The 18554-nt window shown below is 61.0% G+C and carries 24 protein-coding genes and 1 pseudogene; 14 read left to right on the top strand and 11 right to left on the bottom strand.

Annotated elements, in window-relative coordinates; translation table 11 throughout:
• Positions 1-78 precede the first annotated feature (78 nt).
• Genes KBZ14_RS02015 through KBZ14_RS02005 form a run of 3 tightly spaced genes read left to right on the top strand, consistent with a single transcriptional unit; the run spans position 79 to position 2989 of the window.
• On the top strand, positions 79-2301 hold the full coding sequence (locus tag KBZ14_RS02015; protein WP_255116625.1) for an AAA family ATPase: 2223 nt from the start codon (positions 79-81) through the stop codon (positions 2299-2301).
• Between the two features lie 41 nt (positions 2302-2342).
• Complete coding sequence (locus KBZ14_RS02010; protein ID WP_255116624.1) at positions 2343-2600, top strand: hypothetical protein; 258 nt, start codon at positions 2343-2345, stop codon at positions 2598-2600.
• 8 nt (positions 2601-2608) lie between these two features.
• Positions 2609-2989, top strand: coding sequence for a type II toxin-antitoxin system PemK/MazF family toxin (locus KBZ14_RS02005; protein ID WP_255116622.1), 381 nt, complete (start codon positions 2609-2611; stop codon positions 2987-2989).
• Positions 2990-3020: 31 nt separating this feature from the next.
• Here the strand turns inward: KBZ14_RS02005 and KBZ14_RS02000 are convergent, their stop codons facing one another.
• Positions 3021-3389 (bottom strand): AbrB family transcriptional regulator, encoded by a 369-nt coding sequence (locus KBZ14_RS02000; RefSeq protein ID WP_255116848.1) that lies wholly within the window; start codon positions 3387-3389, stop codon positions 3021-3023.
• Between the two features lie 137 nt (positions 3390-3526).
• Positions 3527-4126 carry a thermonuclease family protein gene (locus KBZ14_RS01995; protein ID WP_255116621.1) on the bottom strand — a complete coding sequence of 200 codons (600 nt, stop codon included), beginning with the start codon at positions 4124-4126 and terminating at the stop codon, positions 3527-3529.
• A gap of 278 nt (positions 4127-4404) precedes the next feature.
• Here KBZ14_RS01995 and KBZ14_RS01990 point away from each other — a divergent pair, with 278 nt between their 5' ends.
• Both KBZ14_RS01990 and KBZ14_RS01985 read left to right on the top strand, forming a co-directional pair.
• Entirely contained in the window at positions 4405-4596 is a 192-nt protein-coding gene (locus KBZ14_RS01990) for a hypothetical protein (RefSeq protein ID WP_255116620.1), read from the top strand.
• A 53-nt stretch (positions 4597-4649) separates the two neighbouring features.
• The gene (locus tag KBZ14_RS01985; protein WP_255116619.1) at positions 4650-4814 is read left to right on the top strand and encodes a hypothetical protein; all 165 of its coding nucleotides are present in this window, start codon (positions 4650-4652) and stop codon (positions 4812-4814) included.
• 434 nt (positions 4815-5248) lie between these two features.
• Here the strand turns inward: KBZ14_RS01985 and KBZ14_RS01980 are convergent, their stop codons facing one another.
• Complete coding sequence (locus tag KBZ14_RS01980; protein WP_255116618.1) at positions 5249-6334, bottom strand: IS3 family transposase; 1086 nt, start codon at positions 6332-6334, stop codon at positions 5249-5251.
• A gap of 23 nt (positions 6335-6357) precedes the next feature.
• Positions 6358-6819 (bottom strand): helix-turn-helix domain-containing protein, encoded by a 462-nt coding sequence (locus KBZ14_RS01975; protein ID WP_255116617.1) that lies wholly within the window; start codon positions 6817-6819, stop codon positions 6358-6360.
• 85 nt (positions 6820-6904) lie between these two features.
• Here KBZ14_RS01975 and KBZ14_RS01970 point away from each other — a divergent pair, with 85 nt between their 5' ends.
• Both KBZ14_RS01970 and KBZ14_RS01965 read left to right on the top strand, forming a co-directional pair.
• Positions 6905-7567, top strand: coding sequence for a hypothetical protein (locus KBZ14_RS01970; protein WP_255116616.1), 663 nt, complete (start codon positions 6905-6907; stop codon positions 7565-7567).
• Positions 7568-7952: 385 nt separating this feature from the next.
• Positions 7953-8429: a hypothetical protein gene (locus KBZ14_RS01965; RefSeq protein ID WP_255017223.1), complete on the top strand. Its 477-nt coding sequence runs from the start codon at positions 7953-7955 to the stop codon at positions 8427-8429.
• 30 nt (positions 8430-8459) lie between these two features.
• Here KBZ14_RS01965 and KBZ14_RS01960 read toward each other — a convergent pair whose 3' ends face one another.
• A complete protein-coding gene (locus KBZ14_RS01960; protein WP_255116614.1) occupies positions 8460-8921 on the bottom strand; it encodes a hypothetical protein in 462 nt (153 codons plus the stop codon).
• Positions 8922-9763: 842 nt separating this feature from the next.
• Between KBZ14_RS01960 and KBZ14_RS01955 the strand changes: the two genes are divergently transcribed.
• Complete coding sequence (locus KBZ14_RS01955; protein ID WP_255116613.1) at positions 9764-9961, top strand: hypothetical protein; 198 nt, start codon at positions 9764-9766, stop codon at positions 9959-9961.
• A gap of 76 nt (positions 9962-10037) precedes the next feature.
• Here the strand turns inward: KBZ14_RS01955 and KBZ14_RS01950 are convergent, their stop codons facing one another.
• The 5 genes from KBZ14_RS01950 to KBZ14_RS01930 form a co-directional block, all read right to left on the bottom strand.
• Complete coding sequence (locus KBZ14_RS01950) at positions 10038-10985, bottom strand: RAD52 family DNA repair protein (protein ID WP_255116612.1); 948 nt, start codon at positions 10983-10985, stop codon at positions 10038-10040.
• Positions 10986-11099: 114 nt separating this feature from the next.
• On the bottom strand, positions 11100-11732 hold the full coding sequence (locus KBZ14_RS01945) for a siphovirus Gp157 family protein (RefSeq protein ID WP_255116611.1): 633 nt from the start codon (positions 11730-11732) through the stop codon (positions 11100-11102).
• Between the two features lie 76 nt (positions 11733-11808).
• Positions 11809-12255 carry a DUF2493 domain-containing protein gene (locus KBZ14_RS01940; RefSeq protein WP_255116610.1) on the bottom strand — a complete coding sequence of 149 codons (447 nt, stop codon included), beginning with the start codon at positions 12253-12255 and terminating at the stop codon, positions 11809-11811.
• Positions 12256-12958: 703 nt separating this feature from the next.
• Entirely contained in the window at positions 12959-14158 is a 1200-nt protein-coding gene (locus KBZ14_RS01935; RefSeq protein WP_255116609.1) for a site-specific integrase, read from the bottom strand.
• A gap of 792 nt (positions 14159-14950) precedes the next feature.
• Positions 14951-15277 carry a hypothetical protein gene (locus tag KBZ14_RS01930; RefSeq protein ID WP_255116608.1) on the bottom strand — a complete coding sequence of 109 codons (327 nt, stop codon included), beginning with the start codon at positions 15275-15277 and terminating at the stop codon, positions 14951-14953.
• 96 nt (positions 15278-15373) lie between these two features.
• Here KBZ14_RS01930 and KBZ14_RS01925 point away from each other — a divergent pair, with 96 nt between their 5' ends.
• The 3 genes from KBZ14_RS01925 (at position 15374) to KBZ14_RS01915 (ending at position 16763) form a co-directional block, all read left to right on the top strand.
• Entirely contained in the window at positions 15374-15667 is a 294-nt protein-coding gene (locus KBZ14_RS01925) for a galactose oxidase (RefSeq protein WP_255116607.1), read from the top strand.
• Positions 15668-15676: 9 nt separating this feature from the next.
• The gene (locus tag KBZ14_RS01920; protein WP_255116606.1) at positions 15677-15877 is read left to right on the top strand and encodes a DUF1651 domain-containing protein; all 201 of its coding nucleotides are present in this window, start codon (positions 15677-15679) and stop codon (positions 15875-15877) included.
• Between the two features lie 226 nt (positions 15878-16103).
• On the top strand, positions 16104-16763 hold the full coding sequence (locus KBZ14_RS01915) for a DDE-type integrase/transposase/recombinase (protein ID WP_315856116.1): 660 nt from the start codon (positions 16104-16106) through the stop codon (positions 16761-16763).
• Positions 16764-16799: 36 nt separating this feature from the next.
• Here the strand turns inward: KBZ14_RS01915 and KBZ14_RS01910 are convergent.
• Positions 16800-17006, bottom strand: a pseudogene (locus KBZ14_RS01910) (leucine zipper domain-containing protein); the annotation flags it as partial.
• Between the two features lie 126 nt (positions 17007-17132).
• Here KBZ14_RS01910 and KBZ14_RS01905 point away from each other — a divergent pair.
• The 3 genes from KBZ14_RS01905 to KBZ14_RS01895 all read left to right on the top strand — a co-directional run.
• The gene (locus KBZ14_RS01905) at positions 17133-17540 is read left to right on the top strand and encodes a VOC family protein (RefSeq protein WP_255116603.1); all 408 of its coding nucleotides are present in this window, start codon (positions 17133-17135) and stop codon (positions 17538-17540) included.
• 388 nt (positions 17541-17928) lie between these two features.
• A complete protein-coding gene (locus KBZ14_RS01900) occupies positions 17929-18198 on the top strand; it encodes a transposase (protein ID WP_255116602.1) in 270 nt (89 codons plus the stop codon).
• A 154-nt stretch (positions 18199-18352) separates the two neighbouring features.
• A partial coding sequence (locus KBZ14_RS01895) for an IS3 family transposase (protein ID WP_255116601.1) occupies positions 18353-18554 on the top strand: 202 nt, incomplete at its 3' end.

The raw sequence follows: 18554 nt of genomic DNA, 5'->3' as shown, positions 1-18554 counted from the left end.
CGTCCACCCTCCTTCCCGCGAAGAACCCAGCCCGCTGAAACCCCCTGCCAGCACTGAGCTGGCTGCACCAGTTGGTTGGTGGCTGTTGCCGCTGGCCGTAAGGGCCAGCAACCTGCAGCAATGGAGCCCCTGCGCTGTCACCTACTGATCGGCCCGCCCGCCAGTGGCAAGAGCACCACTGCGGCGGCGCTTGCCCCTTTGCTTGCAGGGCCTGAGGGGCAGCCGGCAGTGGTGCTCGCGACCGATGCGATCCGCGCTGAGGTGTTCGGCGATTCGGCCGTTCAGGGCCCCTGGCCGTCGATCCAGCAGCGGCTGCATGAGCGGTTGATCGGTGCGGTGGCAGCCGGCATGCCGGTGATCGTGGACGCCACCCATGCCCAGCGGCCCTGGCGGCTGGCGATCACCCAGCAGCTTTCCTTGCCCAGGCCAGTGGAGTGGATCGGCTGGTGGCACTTCACACCGGTGAGCACTTGCCTGCGCTGGAACGAGAAACGGGAGCGCCCCGTTCCCGTCCCGGTGATTCGCCGCATGGCCGCTGCTTTGGCGGATGAAGCCTTTGGCCCGGGGCGGGCGGAAGGCTTTGCGTCGGTGGTGGCGGTGCAGCCCACCCAGCAGCGCGACCTCACTAATTATTTACGGAGCGAACTCTCCCGTCTTACCCGCCGCATCAGCGCGGCCTGCAATCGCCAGCACCAGCTGCTGCTCCACGGCCACTCGCGCCTGCTTGATCTAGAGCGGCTGCTTTACCTGCTGCAGCTGCTGGCGGCGCACCCCGATCTGGCGACGACCGATCAGGGCAGCCGCGAGGCCCTAGAAACGCTCGTTTCACCGCTGCCCAGCGGTGAGCTGCCCCAGCGGGCGGCCGCCCTGCTGCGCACGCTCCATGGGGTCTGCTACGGCGATGCCGAGGCTGTACGCCGCGATCTGAGCTGGCTGGAGGGCCAGGGCTTCTTCTCCGCCACCCCCGTGACGACGGGTATTCAGCCCCTGCCCCTGCTGGCTGCCACCTCTGAGGAGCAGGCCCCCCGCAGTGGTGGTGTCCATGGCGGCCAGCCGCCGATGGCTGATGCGGCGGTGTTTGTGCGGGTGATGACGCTGCTGCGCCATCTGCTGCAGACGCCCTTTGACCGGCCACCGGAAGGTCCGGGGGCACTGGCGATGCAGCGGCACCTGCTGGAACGTCTCGCTGAGATCCCCGGCGGTCATGGCTCAGGTGAGCTGGCGACGCTGCGCAAGGACATCGAGAAGACCCTCACCCCCTACGGCTTTCGGCTGCACCACGACAACCCACGTCATGGCTACTGCCTTGGCACCGCCCTGCTCTCAGCGCCGCGGCTGGTGGAAATCCATGGGGTGGTGCAGCACGCGGCTGAGCGGTTGGGTGATCCGACTGCGCAGGATCTGCTCGATGAGCTGGAGCAACGTCTCAGCTGGGGCGGCATCGAGGTGACGGCCGCGCCACCGTTGCGCACCTATCTCGATGGAGCCCATCCCGGTGCTGAGAGCCAGCAGCAGGGCAGCCTGGCTGAACCAAGAGAAGCTGAGCGGATCGAGACCGCGATCCTGGAGCACCGGCGCGTACGCCTGCTGCGCCAGAGCACCTTTGGCGGCGGCGACAACCGCGGCGAGGAGATCCGCGCCTGGCCCCTGCAGCTGGTCTTCTCAGCGGGGCTCTGGTACCTGGCCTGGGAGGACGACGCCATTGGCCGGCCCCATGGGTTGCTGCAGAGCGAACGGCTGGAACAGCTGGTGTTCCTGCAGGCCGAACCGCGGGGTCGCCGCAACGAATCCGACCACAGCACCGCCCTCGCCAGGTTGCAGCGGCTGCTTCATCACTGCGGTGGCATCGAGCTGGGCGATGACCTCACAGCCCAGGAGGGTCTCTGCCAGCCCAGCAGCGAGCAGCGCCGCCGCCAGCTGCAGACCCTGCGCTGCTCCTGCAAGAGCGAGGCCTACGCCGCAATTCGCCAGGGACAGCTTCCCTTCTCCCTCGACCAGATCCGTCTGGAACGGCCGGCCAAGCAAGCGGAGCCCAGGTCTGCGGCCCAGGGCACCACAGCCGACTGGGTACATCCGGAGCTGGCCCGAGTGCTGACGCCCAACCCCAGCGGCGACAGTCATCCCCATCCGCTGGAGATCGACCTGCCGCCGTGGATCCTGGCCCGCGGCGTCGCCCTGCGCCGCTGGCTCTTCTCCCATGGCAGCGCCATCCGCATCGAGGCACCGGAAGCGCTGCGGCAGGAGCAGCAGGGCCAGGCGCTGGAGATGCTGGCTTTGGCTCAGCGACGCCCCGGCAGCTGAGCTTGAACGTGGGATTGGGCTTACCGTTGAGCTGTGGCTCCGTGTTGTCAGCGCAGGCCACCGCCGCCATGACCCCTGCCGATTACGCCACTGAACAGTCCGAGGCTCCCTTCTCCGTGCGCCGCAGGCAGCGCGGGGGACGACGGATCGTGCAGGTGAGCAGCTCGCTCAGCGCTATGGATGCTCTGCGGGCACGGATCCGTTCGCAGAGCAAAGCGGTGGCAGAGCACATCGCCACCGATGCGGAGGCCAGTGCCTTCATTGCCGACTGGGCCACGCCTGAACCCCTCAACCGCTGAAGACAGGCGTGGACTTGAGGGCTGGGCAGATCATCACCGTTGATTGGCGCAAAGATCCATACGACCCTGGGCTGGACCCTCAGCCTCCGGAGCCCAACAAGCTCCGGCCAGCTGTCGTCGTGCAGGACTGCGAGCTGTTTGACCCTTCCTATCCAACAGTGCTGGTGGTGCCAATGACTGGTGACCCCTCACTGGCGATGGCCGATCTGACTGTCGTGCTCCAACCCAACAGCACCAACGGCTGCAGGAAGGTGAGCTATCTGCTGCCACAGAACCTGACCTGTGTGGCCAAGACTCGCATCACAGATGCCACCGAATGCTGCGTGACTCCCACCGAGCTGCAGCAACTCCGCCAGCTGGTTGTGTTGGTGATCGGGGGTTTCTCTTGAAGAGCCGCAAGCAGCTCAACCGAGGAGCAGCTCACTCCTCTTCTGTACTGCCCAAAGGAATCAGCTTGATCTGCTTTTTGCCCAGCTTGATCTCGAACTCATCGCCTGGCTTGAGGTCGAGCATGGCGGTGTAGGCCTTGCCGATCATGAGATTGCCGTTGAACTGGATCTTGGTGGTGTAGCTCAGCTTGCGGCCACCCTTGCCAGTGCTCCGGCCGGCGCTGTCGGTGCCAAGGTTCACCCCCTTGGCATTCAGCAGTGCCTCGTAAAACGCAGTGAAGTTGAGGCGCTCGCTGCCATCTTTTTTGGTGCTCAAGTAGCCGCATTCGCGCACCAGCTCAGATTTGGAGACATCGCCTAGCTCCTTTACCTTGGCGAGCAGATCTGGACCGGTAAACATTGTGAATTTTGCAGTTGTTTTATAATATGCCAAAGCCGCATGACATGTCAATCGACTACTTCACGAGTTAAGCCTTTGCTTTCAAGGCCTCTGCAACAACCGGTAGTGCAGCTACGAAATATGGGAAAAGATGACTGTCAACGGAGTGCTTCACAGGCTTCTCCATCGCCATTGCCATCTAGATAGCTGTGTCCCTGACGTAGCAGCTCCTGGGCTTTGGCATAGGAGCTGATCTCGCTGCAGCGGTAACGGCGGCCCCCCGGGGTTGTGCCATCTGGGATGACGGCAGAGCGGCGAGTGCGGCGGAAATCCCACGGCCTGGTGATGCCGCCCGGCATCTGCCAAACCCCTAGGCGGGCGCGACTAGCACGCTCTTCTGCTTCTAGATAAGCCTTGGCATCACAGCCGCGCAGGTAGTGGCGGTAGGCAAAGGCTTGGCCGTCTTCCACCAGCGCCAGATTGATGTTGATGTCAGAGATCACCTCGGCAACTGAGCGGCCGTAGCGATCGGTGGTTTTGATGTTGAGGCTTACATCCCTGCCGATCGGTAATCGCTGCTGCAAATACGTGCGGGCTTGCTGTCCGTATGGGCTTTGGGCCGTCTCGGGGGCATCGATGCAGGCCAGTCGCACGGTGAGGGCCTTGCCCGCCTGACGCACGCGGATGGTGTCGCCGTCGCCGATGGAGAGCACGGTGGCCTTGACGCCCTGTGCGACTACCTCCGCTGGCCAGGCCAAGGCTGTTAACGCAACCAGACCCAGCAGAAACTTCCTAGCCATTGCCGGAGTTTGCACCGGCAGCCTTCTCATGCGGTTCTTGCATGACTTGGTTGCAGCTGGCTGATCTGCGCCAATCTGTACCTATGCCTCAAAAGACGATGGGCCGCAATCGGCTGCTTCTTGCCTGCGCGAGTGCAGCTTTGGCGGCAGGAAGCGCCCTAGCCCAGCAGCCGGTTCAACCGCTGCCCAAGGTTGGAGGTTGCCCGCTCGGTTACTACAGCTCTGGCGGCTACTGCGTGCCCAGCTCCGGGGGCAACACCCGCGGCGCCATCGAGAAAAGCGGCGCCGGCTGCCCGCTGGGGTTTTATTCCTCTGGCAACTACTGCCTCAGCAGCCCTAGTAACGAGCGGGAAGCGATTCAGAAGAGCGGCAAGGGATGCCCGCTGGGTTGGTATTCCTCCGGCAACTACTGCGCCAAGAGCCGCTGATTCAGCAACTGCCCCCTCCCTGGGCAATGCTTAGGAGCCAGGCAATAGATGCCATGCCCCGCCCGCGCTACCGCCAAGATCCGCTACCGCTGGGCAGCGATACCCCACCGCCTGAGCTCTTTGGCCCTGAGCAGGACTTGCCACCGGGCCTACAGCTTGCCGAGCAGGGCCAGTTGCCAGTAACGCCCCTTGGACCGTTATTTGAGGAGCAGGTGTGAGGCGCTAAAAACCACCTATTCCGACCACTTTGCGGACACCTACCGGCACCTACTGATCAGAGACCACAGCAAGCGCTGCACATTTCAGCCGGACGGCCCCGGCCTCGGGGTGCGCGAATTATGCGGTTACTGCATAAACCGCAATTACGGAGTGTCGAAAAAAGTTTGTCAATGCCCCCTCGAACACGCTGGGACCATCGGCGTGAAACCTTCCATTGAGCTGGGTAGCTCCGCTTGGGACATCCCTGATGGGATAGCCACCAGCTTTCAATACAATCAAATCATCACGCTTAGGAATTACGCGCTGATAGCCGAGCGATAATGGTGAGCCTGCTAACAACCGATGCGTCAGTTCCTACTCGCTGCCGCTTTTGTCATGGCCTCGGGTCCTGCGACGGTGACTTTCAGGAAAGTTGTCACTCCTTGGCTGCCATTCAGGCGGCCTGGATTAAGGGTAGCGCCAGGAGCGGATCGGGCTCTTCTGTTGGCTTGTTTATCCACACTTCTGCCGGTTGACTCCAGCAACGGGTGGCTCCGCTCCAGCGCGTTGGATTGGCCTGGCGGGCGGCCTCGTAGACCACTGCTCGCTGCTGGCAAATAGCCGTGGCGGCTCCACTGTGGCGCTGGTGGGGCGTCACGAATTTGATCGCGCTGTGGTGGTGCCGGTGGTTGTACCAATCCACAAAGGCACACGCCCATTCACAGGCCTCGTCCTTGCTGGCAAAGGGCCGGCTCGGGTAATCAGGCCGGTATTTGACCGTACGGAACAGGGATTCCGAGTACGGGTTGTCGTTGGAGACCCTTGGCCGGGAAAAGGATCTGAGCACGCCCATCTCCTCCAGCCGTGATTCCAGCGTCGCCCCACGCATTGCATTGCCGTTGTCGGCGTGGAGGATTAGGGGCTGCTGCTGGCACTGGCGGCTGCCAAAGCCGCTGGGGCGGTGGTAGCGCTCCTTGAGGCAGGCCCGCTGCACCAGATCCGCGGCGATCTGAGCCGACTCCACCTCGGCCACATCCCAGGCCACCACTTTGCGGCTCCAGACGTCGACCACCAGATAGAGGTACAGCCACACACCCCGCACCGTGGTCGGCAGGAAGCTGATGTCCCAGCTCCAAACCTGGTTCGGGCCATCCGCCCTGAGGCGCGGCACCGAGCGCGGTTCTTGAGGCAGCCTGGCCCTCCCCCGGCGGTGGCACTGACCCGCCTGGTGCAGCACCCGATAGAAGCTGCTCTCTGAGCCAATAAAGAGCTTTTGATCGGACAGTGCCGGCACGATCTGCCCTGGCGGCAGCGCGGCGTACTCCGGTTGGTTGCACGTCAGCAGAATTCGCTGCCGTTCCTCCTCGCTCAGGCGGTGACCCACTAGGCGGGCACTGCCTTTACGGCGATCCACGCCGTCCCCATCACCCAGGAAGTCCTTCCGCCAGCGTTTGAGGGTGCGCAGGCAGATGCCGATCACACCGCAGGCCCTCACTAGGCCGGCGCCGGCAGCATTGGCCTCGCCAATCAGCTCGATCACCTTCCGCCGGTGCACGGCGCTGGTCAGCCTTCCTCGTCCTCCGAACAGAAGGCATCCCACTTTTTTTGCAGCACCAGCAAAGCCGCCATTTCCGCCATGGCCTTCTCCTTGCGCTGCAACTCCTTTCTGAGGGCTTTGATCTCCCGCTGGTCCTGGGCGCGGAGCTTCTCAAGCTCCTTCTGTTCGGCCATAGTCAGCACCGGCTTGGCATTGGCATCTTGAGCCGCCTGCCGCCAGCGCTCCACCTGCTCCGGGAACAGGCCCCGCTCGCGGCAGTAGGCGCTGAGCTCTGTGGCGTTGAGGCCAGAGCTCTCCAGCACCACCGTGAACTTGTCGGCGGCGTTCCAGCCCTCTGGTTCCTTCTCAGATGCCGGCACCACCTCTCCCTGCAACCGCCAGGCCTTCCTCCATTTGTAGAGGGTCATCACGTGAATGCCCAGATCTTCTGAAATCCGGGCCACGCTCTGCCTGTGGGGCGGGTGCATCCGTCTCCTCACATCAGCCTTAACAGCCTCGCTGTAACGACGCATTGGTCATGTCCTCAAGCCCCCGGATGTACTGATCAGAGGGGTGACAACTTTCCTGAAACCGGGGGCGATGGCTCAGTGGGGAGGTGGTGACGGCTCACAAGCCGGAGCTACCGCGTGGTGTGCAGCAAGGGCTGCAGGCAAAAGTTCATCACAGGCAAGCAGAGCAGCTTCCAATGCTCTCGTTAACAGCATGGGAGGAAGCTTTGCCTCCAATATCGCTACGATCATTACAGGCGGTAGCACCATGAGGGACTCACTTGAGTATTTAATCAGGAAGCAGTGTCCGGAGTATCTTGGCGATAGCCAAGGCTCACAAACTGCTCCAAAAAGTGAGTTGGATGACCCCAAGCATCCTAGCTATTGCAACTGGAATCCCTGGGCAAATGAATGCAAGGACACAAGTGCAACGGTAGTCAGAAATTCCTCCATAAACTGCAACAAGATTATAGAAAAGTACGAATGCAGCTATCGCAAATATCTCTTAGAAAACCCAAGCATCCAAGACTGGGCCAAGCTGAATCCAGCACTGGCGAGGAAGGAGGCACTCAAGCTTGGAGCAGTTGATGCCGATGTTATTGAAGCGCCTGTCGCCAAGGAATCCACCATTAAAACAGGACCATTGCCAGCAGCTAAGGATATAGAAGCCAAATGCCTCAAGGCATTAGACTATAAGGGATGCATGGAATACAATAGTCGAAAGTAGAGCATTCTTCTTTGTTGAAACTGATTTACTTTTGCCTGGTCTCTGGAGACACTTTTGACAATAGAAGGTGTTCAGGGTGTGACTTCTAATCACATATGAGAGAAGCCACTACATCTCAACTTCGTGCCTAGTCCGTAATTTTTCAAGTAGAATATCTCATCAAAATCTTGACTTTAAGGTGCTTGGGGGAATCCAGAAGGAGCTCGCCTCTGCTTCGGGGACCGCCAACCGCCGTCCCATGGATTTCACAACTCCAACAACCAAGCTATGAAAGGTCAAGATATTTCAACGATTATACGACGGACCCTTCTGCTGGGTATAGCTTTCTAATCATACGAAAGGGGCACTATTGAAACCGCATCACATCGCAGCTGTATTGGCGCCTATGGTTGTCTTCGCTGTAGCTGCGCCACATTATGCGCGAGCTCAGGACGCAGCCATTATGGCTTGTACAAAAAATATGCAAGCAAAGATGAACGTGTCAGCCGACATAGCATTCGCCGAGTGCAAGCAAAAATCTCTTGTCGATTGTATTAGATCAATATCGGAACGAAATTTTGTAGCTGTGTCAATCAGGAAAGAAGGTTCGGGCAACCTAATTGATCTTGGAGGTAACGATACGCGTTGGCTGGAGGGTGGTGCATGGAAAGCCCTGGGATGCACACCTTATATCCCTGGCCCGCAAAGAATTACCAATACGATTAGTTCCTGGAATACCAATAAGCACCAATGGTTTAGGCAAGCAGTGTGTCCGCAGGCATTTGTTGAGCTTGATCAGCCAATTGGAGTCATTGACGCAAAATTCCTTTGCGAAAATGATGCAGTACCGCAAAGGCTGAAAGATATTCCGTCTAAGCTGTAGTCGTCGCGAGCGGGTTAATTTGGGCCATTGTCAACAATCTCCATATTTCTTCCGCAAACTTTTCGCTTGAATTGGGTTTGCATTGGCCCATGTTTCAACGTCAGGCTTGCTGGTTACGTACTCCGACCAGCATTCGGACTTGTCCTGTGAGGCATTCATCGCAGGAGCAAGGCCTTTCTCCTTTGCATATTCTTGCTCCAGGCTTAGCGCTGGTTGCTTAATTGCAGAAATACCTTGAATGGCGACACGCTTTTCCAGTTCCTTGATTTCCGTTGCAGTTCTTACCTGGCCCATGCCAATGCCAGTTATGTCGACCATCTCCTGAACAAACCGTTTTGCGGGTGTACTGTTCTGAAACTTGATCTGAACAGAGGTTCGATTACCTAATTGGTCGTACCCTGTGATTAGATAGTTGTAATCGTGTGTCTTGGCTAAGAACCCAATAAGGCCAACTGGCCCTAATACGTAGGTGGCAGCTGCGCCAAGAACCAAGTCTTGACTTGATGAGCCAGTCCCACCCCAATTAGCGACCCTTGTAGTTGGAATTATCCCGTAAGGGGTAGTTATGGACTGCGGGCTTAAAGTGATAGTGCACTCCGCTGAGCCACACAAGGCTTCATAGGTTCCCGCACAGGCCTGTGATGCAGTCAAGAATGCGGAAAGTATCGGCAGAATAAGTCGAAATTGCATAATCGTTTATTCGCCTAATACGCAAAGGATTGTGAAATTACACCCTTCCGAGGTAGAACTGGGCTCCATCCCTGCATTATTTTTTGATTCTATAGCCATTTGCTCACTAGCTGCAACTGCTCAAGTCAAGAGAGAAATCCACCAGGAGTGATTGAACTACTTCCAGCAGCTGACCATAGCCAACGAAACCCCTCCCTCACTTCCATGGGGAAAGGCAATGAAGGGTTTCGCTATCTGGCTGGGACTTGTGCCCAACGGCCTGGAGGGCAGGCGATGTGTTCTGCCTGCGGGCAACCCTCGGCTACAGCAGCACCGACACCAACGGCGCCTATGTGGCCCCGCCAATCCGGCGGATTTAAGCAGCTTGCGGCTTGGCTGACCGGCGCAACTCTGCTTACGGAAACCTAGGCCGATAGTCACCTAGGCGGCTTGCCCTCTTGCGCTGCCTAATCCGCCGCAGGCTGGCGCCTAATTCTCTCTGGCGGATCTAGATCTCTAGGTCCCTGCCCAAACGTCGAGGGGGGAAGCAAGTCATTTATGGCTCTACGGAGCTTCAAATCAGGGAGCCCAATCGAAGCCAAGAGAGCCAAGGGACCAAACAAGAGCCCTCCAAAAAACCACCAGCCAGCCTCGTGACCTTTTGATTGAGCAACAGTCCAGGTGAAACAGGCAAAGAGCACTGCCAAGACGACGATGAGCAAGATTTCCACCGCTATGTGCTCAGGGCTTACGGAAACCTAGACGGCTTGCTGGTCAAGCCACGCAGCGATCGCCTAATCGACCACATCGCTGGCGTCGATGCTGGTGCCGCTTTCCTGCTGACTATTCATATAGGCGCGTAGGCGGCTACCCGTTTCTGGCTACCCATACCAGGCGCGCATCTTCAAACTGCTGCGCTGTTTGTTGCACCGCTGAGGCTCAGGCCACCAGCTGCTGGTGCTGAACCAGAAACGTCTCGATCCAGTCGTGGTGACGCCGCTGGCAGATCCGATCGGCGATCGATGCGGCCTCCTCCGGCACCTGGAACCGCTTGCGGAATGCCTTGGTAAACCCCTCCAGAGCAGGGCGGGGCAAGCCACGAACGGTGGCGAGGATCTGCTGGATGGTGCCTGGATCGAGCGGGTCAAGGCTTGGATCAGGTTCCTGCTGTGCAGGTGATTGGGGCTGCTGCCGGGGAGCAGCTTCTGCGGGCCTTGTTCTGGTGGAGGCGATTGGGGCCGCAGTGGCTGAACTGGTGACCTCCCTCTGCTGCTTGTCGTAGAGCGCCAGACCAAACGGATTGCCAAAGGTCATCAGCGCCCGTTTCATCGCATCGGTCTCAGCCTCCTTGATGGCGGACTCATGGGCCTGGCCCAGGTCGGCATCGATGCCGTGGCCGGCGCCAGTGCCCTCACGAACCAGGGGCGTCATGCCTCCGGCTGTGACGGTGATGCGTACGCGGGCGGTGTAGGTGACGCCCCAGCCGGGCTTCTGATCTCTGCCGATGGTTCGTTCTGCCTGTGCAACGCAGCGAACGGCGATGGTTTGGCGTTGCCAGCCATCGAAACCAAAGATGCGGTTGGCTTCCGCGATTACCTGCCAACCCTCCAAATAGCTCACGCGGCTGCGGCCCTGCTCCCTCTGTCGGACTTTGGCCCGATCAAGCGGAGCGGCCAGGGCGGCGAGCTGCTCGGGGGAGAAGCCAAGGGGTTGAGCCTGGAGGACTTGCGGCGCCGCGGCTGATGGCGGGTTTGCTGAGGTCTCCATATCGGACCGGTCAGCAGAGCGGATCACCTCCAGAGCGGAGGGCGGCCGCTGGGCCGAACGAGGAGCTGCGGGACGACTGCTGGTGCTGGACCCATTGGCGGAAGGAGCGGCGACGGTCATGGCGATGGGAAGCGGTGGAGCGAGAAGAAGAAAGGAGCGAAATTGGGTCAGGAAGAAGGGCCCCGGCTGCATCCCCGGAGCCCCGCAGGTGAGGGGCTTTTGCCCCCCTGGCCCTTAGTGGATGCGCCAGGAGCGGCGGTTGAGCAGCTGAGCGCCGGTGATTTGACGGCCGGCTTTGAGGGCTTCCTTGATGGCGTTCTTGTCGGGTTTGCTTGTGGTGGAGAAGGTGAGCCACTCGGCATCGAGGGCCTGTTCGTCGTCGATCACGACAGCTGAGGACTTGCGGCTGCTGAGCTCGTGATCGGGGAAGGAGAAGCGGGTAGCGGCTGGCTGGAGCTGGGTGAGGACAAAGATCAGCGATTCCTCCAACGCATCAGCCCGGCCGGCATCACTCCGGGCCAGATCGGCGAGCCGCTTGGCCTGCTGGCTCCGGTAAGTGGCCTGACCGCGCAGGTGCTCGATCACCCAGCAGGTGGCATCGGCCTTAGCTGCGAGGGCAGCTTTATTGCCTTCTTCTGCCAACAGGGCGGCCTCCAGCTCGGCAAGGGCTAGGGCGCGCTGCTCGGGGTCTTCTGTTTCCAGCTGCTCGGCTAGCTGGCCGATAGCGGTGGTGAGCTCTTGGGCCTCGCTGCCCAGCTTCCAGATGGAGCCGGAGCGCTGCAGGGAGCAGGCTGGGCCTGATGCCGAGGGGGCAGCCGCTGGGGCAGGGGCAGCGACTGGAGCAGGGATGGGGGTGAGAACAGCCATGACGGTGAGAAAGCGATGGGGATGGAATGAACGGAACGGAGCGCCAGGGGCGCCAAAGGCTTTTGGTGCTGGGGGATTACGAGCAGGCGATGCCAGCCGGAACAGCGCAGAGCCCGGCAGCTGAGCTGACCTCAGCTACGGAGATCGGCACCGGAGAGCGCGAGGCCATGCGCCTGGCTTGCTGCACCAGCGAGGCCGTGCCAGCACCACCGGGGAAGGCCACCACCAGCACCGAAGCGATAGAGCCAGGAGAGCTGTGGACAACAGCCCGGGCAACGGCCTGCTCGAGTAGCTCCCGATTACGAATTGGCCCAGCGGCCCGCCCATGGAGCTGCCACTGGGCCGGCATCACCAGGGCTGACCAACCCAGCTGCTGCGCAGCGCGACCAATGGCGGCATCAGCGCCGCGGGCACCGCCATGGAGAACCAGATGCACCAGCCGGCCACCGCTGCGGGCGAGCAGCTCAGCGGCGATGCGCTGCTGGGGCCAGGCCAGATCACGGCCGCCTCCGGCTGCGATCACCAATGAACGGGATGGAGCTATTTCAGTGCTAGATGAGAGATAAAGATCCATGAATCAGCTGCCAGAGGTGACAACTGATCGGGGCATCACAGCTGCTTAAAGCAATAGAGCAGTGATGGCGAGATCAGAGAATTGGATTGCCGCAGGCGATGAGCTTGGGGCCCTTGGCGCAGCCCTTATTCTAGCAGTACAAGTGCACTTATGGATGGCCAGAGTGGCTGCAGGGCAATGGATCTATGCAAAACCTGGCCATGCTCTTAGGGATCTGCAATTGATAAGCAGCCCCACCAGATTCAGCTCTTAATACCCAACCGGCCGCGCAGCCGCGCGAGAAGACTTGGAACCTTCCACCTCCCCATCAGCGCGGGCGAATGCCCGGCCACCGCAGCCGCGGGGAAGTGGCCCTGCCTACCACCCCCAAATCACCGGCCCCAGAGCGGCGGGCGGCGGCGGCTGGCCGATGCAGGCCACGGCCCAGCCGTGGCACGCTGAAGGACGGCCGCTGCCGGACGTAGCCGTGCGGTGTCGTGATCAGCCCCAAGCCAACCGCTCCGTCGGTCGCAGGCGCCATGCACCCATCGGGCCGCTCAGAGCCACCTTGAATCGATGAGGTTTGCCCTGTCAGCCTGAACGAGGACCTGCTTCTCCTGCCCCACGGTTCCCAGGTCCGCTGCTGGTGGACGTCTTCGCTGCTGGCCGTCGGTTACTGGGCAGCAGAAAGATCAACCCCCAGGAGCGCTGCGTTCGCCCGCTCGAAGGCCGCAGCCGTTCCTGACTGGCTTGCCCATGGATACGCGCGGCAGTGGACCTCGAAGCTGTGACCCATGCTCAATGCCACCGACCCGGCATCGATGCCGCGCAGGTGGCCACGCAGGCTGTAGCTGTGCCGGAAGCTGTAGGGCACTAGCCGCTCACCTTTGGCAGCCAGCAGCGCTTTGAGGCTGCACCAGCCGTGCTGGCGGTTGAGATAGGTGCCGATCGCATCCCCAGCGCCGGTTCCGCTACGTAGCGGCGGGAGCTCGATCAAGCCCGCCTGCCACCGCCCCATCAGGTTCCACTGCTGCACCGTGCCTTCTGAATCCACCAACGGCAGCGGATGCACTCGCCGCGGTTCAGTGTCGCCGCCGCCGCTGCGCTTCCGATAGCTGCACCACCAGTAGGGCTGGCCGGTGCTGCGGTCCTTTTGTACCGAGAGGTGCAGGAGCTCGATCGGTCTCAGGCCGAGTTCGGCTAGAAGCCGCACCGCTTCTGCCCATCGCCCACCCGCCGCATCGACGGGCAAGGAAGCCAGGAGGTTGATGATCTGTTGATCCTCGATTGGATCCCCCTTACTTCGGTTGAGATCTTCTGTGGGCCTGCTGCCAATGTGCGCGCGGAGATCGCTGGGAGGGAGCCACATCGCCGGGAATCCCTCGCGATCAACGCAGTAGCGCAGAAACTGCGACAAGGACTGAGCTCGAATCTGTCTCATCCGACTTCCCGTAGCCCACTGCCGGATCATCTGATCCAGCAAATTGGCGGGTGACGTTGGTGCCTTCTGGCTGGTAAGCGCCGCAACGGCATCGGCAATCACAGGCGCGTAGCTGTGGTCCCACGTGACCTGCTTGACCGCACGGCCGTGCTCCATCTTTTGCACTCGGAACCGCTCAACGGCGCCAGCCCAGTCCATAACTGGCTTTGGTGCTTTGCCATCAGCAATCTCAGCTGCGGCCTTCAGGTTGTGCCCCTCTGCAACCAGTGGGTAGATATTGCGTACACGGGTGAGAACATCACCAACTGACGCTTTGGCCCAGTCGAAAGGAAGGAAGACGGTCTGCTTGGGCTGGCCGGGGTAACGGAGCTCTAGTCGCACCTGGCCGCGGAACTCGTAAACGTTCCAGCCCTTGGCGGTGCTGCTGCGCACCGATGTTCTTAGAGCTTCTGACCAGGACTCCTGGCGACGTATCGCTGGCATAGCAGGGGCCCTCGACAGCCCGCTTGTGGGCAAGATGTGGGCAAAACTAGCCCAGCCTGACCGGACAAGGCCACCCAGCGTCGGCCAAAACCCTTGCCAACACAGAAACGGCCTTATGGGGGCTGAACCCAATAGTCGCTTTGGGAGCACTAGGTCGCAGGTTCGAATCCTGTCGCCCCGATCCATTCCAGCAGAAGGGTTCTCAGGGATTCTGAGAGCCCTTTTTTGTGCCCCGTTTTGGCCAATTGTGCGCAAGATGTGCGCAAAAACTCGCCCGAAGGGGCCCGATGGCCCCAGGTCAGGGCCTGCCCAGAAGGGGTTGGACAGGGGTGGACAGGGCAGCGCGGGTAGCCTCCCGTGCATCCGGATCCGCGCGATCGGATGCATCACCAGCCCCATGGGGGCACACCTGCATCCCGTCTATGGAATCGACCCGTCATTGCCCCTGGGCCACCGCCAGGGAGGCCCGCGACCAACTTGGGGTCAGTGAGCGCACCTTGGCCCGCTGGCGCTCTTCTGGGCTGTTCCAGGCGGGTCAGCACTGGCGTCGGAAGTTCCCCAGTCCCAACTCCCCCGTCCAGTACCACCTAGAGCAGTGCCAGGCGGTGATGAGTGAGGCCACGGCGCGCTCAGCGCACCACCTGGAGCCCAGCCATGTGGGCGCACGAACGCCACAAAAAACGCACCGAACCCAGCCGGTGCGACGAGGCCTTCGCTGAAGACCAGCGAGAGATCGATCGCTCAGACCTCCTCCTCCCAGAGCCCCATGCGCTCGAGCCAGGCATCGGACTGCTCAAAGCTCCAGCCGTGATCGGCTTCCAGAACGTCGGCGATGGCGAACATCAGATCAAAGGAGCGGCCGTCGTAGCCGCCGCGGGCGAGGGCGGTGCGCTGCAGGGCATTGGCGAGCTGCAGGAGATCGAGCTCCGCGAGCCAGTCGCCCTGCTCCAAGGCCGCAAGGGCGTGGTGCTGCTGGCAGGCCAGTCCCCCGAGATGCGAGGAGCAGGCGCTCTGGCGCTGAAACAGCGAACGGAGGTGGGCCGTGATGTGCTGAAGGAAGAGAAGCAAGGGAGCGTGCGTAAGGCCCTAAAGGGTTCCGACACTCCACGGGCCAGCTAAGCCAATCCCTGCTAGTACAGGTGTACGCATCGCAGGGGTTTGGTCATGGCGCTCTCCCGTTCAAGGTCAGCCCGCTCTGTGGCGGCAGCGGCTGAGGCCGCAGACGACTGTGAGGCCTGGCCGTATCTGGATGAGGGTGTGCTGCGCCCCAGCCGCAGCCGCAAGGTCTGCATGACCTGCCATTGGTTCCGGCATCACGCCGGAGCGCAGTGCATTCCCTTGCTCACCTGCCAGCTGCACCAGGGCCTGATTGCCCAGGGCGAGCACCTCATCAGTCGCTGCCAGGGCTGGACCGATGCCATGGCCCGCCAGCGCGGTTGGGCGCCGGAGGCGGGCTGACCCGTGTGGGTGCACCAGGGGCAGCGAATCCCTTCCTCTCCGGCTGAGGCCTGGCTGAGTGATCAGGCCGCGCCGTTGCTGAAACGACGCCAGCGGCTCAGCCGTGACAAGGCCGTTGAGCTGTGGCGCCAACGCCGCGCTGAGGGCTGGACACCCTGCGCCCCGCAATGGCAGCCACCCCAGCCACCGCCGATGGAGTACTGGCGCTGAGAAACAAGGCCAAACCAACCACGCTGCTCCTGCTCAGCGGGCAAGGCAATGCGTGAAACAACGGATTGCTCAGGGCGCTCGGCGGAGCGAATCTATGTGCACCAACCCAGGGAGGCGCCACCGATGGCTGATACCCCACCCCAGCGGCAGTAGAAGCACCGCTGACTACAGGCCACCGCAGGAACCCAGGGCCGTGCCAAGGCTCCGGGCCGCAGGAGCCAATTAGGTGTGGAGCTGGGACATGACGTACTTGCCCACCACTGTTCGAGGTGTGTGGCTGTACCTCTATCTGGTGATCGACGTCTGGAGCCGAAAGGTCGTCGCCTGGGATGTCGCCGAACGAGAAGACCCAGCCATTGCAGCCGATCTGGTAGGCAGAGCCTGCTTGAGAGAGCGGATCGGTAAGGGGCGGAAGCAGCCGTTAGTTCTGCACGCCGACAACGGCAACGCCATGCGTGCGGCCACGCTGGAAAGCCGCCTGGAAGACCTGGGCGTGCTCAGGTCGTTCTCCAGACCACGGGTGTCTAACGACAACCCATACTCGGAATCCCTGTTCAGGACGGTGAAGTATCGACCTGATTACCCGCGTAAGCCGTTCACCAGCAAGGACGAGGCCTGTCAGTGGGTGGCATCGTTCGGTGACTGGTACAACCACCAACACCGCCACAGTGGCATCAAATTCGTGACGCCCCAGCAACGTCACTGCGGTCAAGCCGTAGAGATCAGCCGCCACCGCGCTGTCGTCTATGAACAGGCCCGCCAGCGCCATCCAAGGCGGTGGTCACGATCAACGAGGTGCTGGCGTCAACCGGATGTGGTCTGGATCAATCAGCCGCCGGATGAGCTCGGTGATCCAGGGCAGCTACCGTTTGTGCAGGCCGCCTGAACGGTAGCCCAGGAGTGACACCTTTCCTGAAAGTCACCGCCGCTGGGTGCGGCGAACACTGCGTCGATCCGCCAGTGATGCCGCGCCGCCTGAGCGAAACCGGGCCAGCCACTTGTAGGCACAGCGGAGGCTGATCCCTGCTTCTGCAGCCAATTCGGGCAGAGAGCGGTTTTTATGCAGGTGTTGAGTAACCAATCGCAGCCGGCCTCGCTGCGTCAGGCGGGCATTGGCGTGTGTATGTATGGGGCGTGAGGTCTCGGTTTGGCGGTGACACCTCAACCGGTGGTAGCGACCTGACACCCCATTGGCTACTGACCAACCTGCTGAGACAGAACAGTTAGCATGCGACAAGCTCAATGCTGAAGGGTTATGGCAGTTGTCATCAATCACATCGTCGTTCACTGCTACAACAAGGAAGAATCTGCCGCCTTTATTGCCGACGTGCTCGGCTTGCCTGAGCCAAGACCCTTTCACTGCTTTCAGGTCGTTTGCCTTGACAATGGAGCCACACTCGATTTCCTTGATTCACCGGACAACGAGATCGTCTGGGAGCATTTCGCTTTCCTGGTAGATGAGGGCGACTTTGACGCGATCTTCGCACGCATTCAGACGCGGAAAATGCAGTTCTGGTCAGACCCTTTCTGCAAGCTTCCAGGAGTAATCAACACTGATGATGGTGGCCGGTCAATCTATTTCAAAGACCCAAATGGCCATCTCCTCGAAATCCTCACCGTTCCCTATGGCGGTGAACGACTGGCTGCTAAGTACATTGCATAACAGCTCGGCTCCACGGGCGCTCATCCCCTCGCGCCAAATCCCCGAGGCTTTCGCAAGGTAGGAGAGTCTATAAAGACAATGGGTTGTTGGTGGATCGCGTATCCGTGCTACGGCAGGGAGTGGTGTTGCAGGATCGGTGAGCAGGATCTGAGTTTTGGAGCAGCGGTGACCAGTGCCGATTGGTATAAGCAGGCAAATGGATTTGACTGCCCCGCTCAGCTGCGCACCTTGCTGGATCAGGAGGCCTGCTCAGGCAGAGCCTCCTGATTGCACCAGCGGGCCCAGGCGTTGAGTGCCCGTCGCGATGCTGAGGTGGTCTGGTTTTTCTGGACAGGCCCCATCGTTAACCTCTGAGGCGGGGCACCGCCCCTGAAAGGGGCTCCCACCGATGAGCAAGCGCCGCACCCACAGCCCCGAGTTCAAGGCCAGGGTCGCCATGGAGGCGATCAGTGGCCGCAAGACGATCCAGGAGATCGCTGCCGACCACACCATTCACCCGATCCAGGTGAGCCAGTGGAAGAGACAGCTCTTGGATGGCGCCAGCGAGCTGTTCACCAGAGGCAAGAAGAGCAAGGACACTGGCGAGAGCCAGGCCAAGGAGGCTGAGCTGTTCCAGCAGATCGGGCGGCTGCAGATGGAGCTGGAGTGGCTCAAATAAAAATCTCAGCTGCTCTGATGCCCGTGAACGACGCAAGCTGGTCGATCACGACCACCCTGAGCTCAGCATCAACCGCCAATGTGCGCTGCTCGGCCTGCCCAGATCCACGCTCTACTACCGACCGACAGCGGTGCGTGAATCGACGCTCCGGATCATGGCCAGGATCGACGCTCTGTATCTGGAGGATCCCTGCAGCGGCAGCCGCCGGATGGTTGATTATCTGGCCAGGGAAGGGATCCCAATCAGCCGTGACCGGGTGCGAAACCTCATGCGACGCATGGGTTTACGGGCGATCTACCAGAAACCGCGCACCACTGTTCCAGGATCTCCCTCTGAGCGGTTTCCCTGCCTGGTGG

Origin of the sequence: Synechococcus sp. HJ21-Hayes (genome assembly GCF_024345835.1) — a bacterium.
Taxonomy (GTDB): Bacteria; Cyanobacteriota; Cyanobacteriia; order PCC-6307; family Cyanobiaceae; genus Vulcanococcus.
Note: the sequence above shows the minus strand (reverse complement) of the source record. Positions and strands in the feature narration are given on the sequence as shown.

Coding starts and splice junctions, on each gene's coding strand:
- KBZ14_RS01900 (WP_255116602.1), top strand. CDS start 17,929: ATGAGCAAGCGCCGCACCCACAGCCCCGAGTTCAAGGCCAGGGTCGCC.
- KBZ14_RS01950 (WP_255116612.1), bottom strand. CDS start 10,985: ATGACCGTCGCCGCTCCTTCCGCCAATGGGTCCAGCACCAGCAGTCGT.
- KBZ14_RS01905 (WP_255116603.1), top strand. CDS start 17,133: ATGGCAGTTGTCATCAATCACATCGTCGTTCACTGCTACAACAAGGAA.
- KBZ14_RS01975 (WP_255116617.1), bottom strand. CDS start 6,819: ATGCACCCGCCCCACAGGCAGAGCGTGGCCCGGATTTCAGAAGATCTG.
- KBZ14_RS02000 (WP_255116848.1), bottom strand. CDS start 3,389: ATGTTTACCGGTCCAGATCTGCTCGCCAAGGTAAAGGAGCTAGGCGAT.
- KBZ14_RS01945 (WP_255116611.1), bottom strand. CDS start 11,732: ATGGCTGTTCTCACCCCCATCCCTGCTCCAGTCGCTGCCCCTGCCCCA.
- KBZ14_RS01965 (WP_255017223.1), top strand. CDS start 7,953: ATGGTTGTCTTCGCTGTAGCTGCGCCACATTATGCGCGAGCTCAGGAC.
- KBZ14_RS01925 (WP_255116607.1), top strand. CDS start 15,374: ATGGCGCTCTCCCGTTCAAGGTCAGCCCGCTCTGTGGCGGCAGCGGCT.
- KBZ14_RS01985 (WP_255116619.1), top strand. CDS start 4,650: ATGCCCCGCCCGCGCTACCGCCAAGATCCGCTACCGCTGGGCAGCGAT.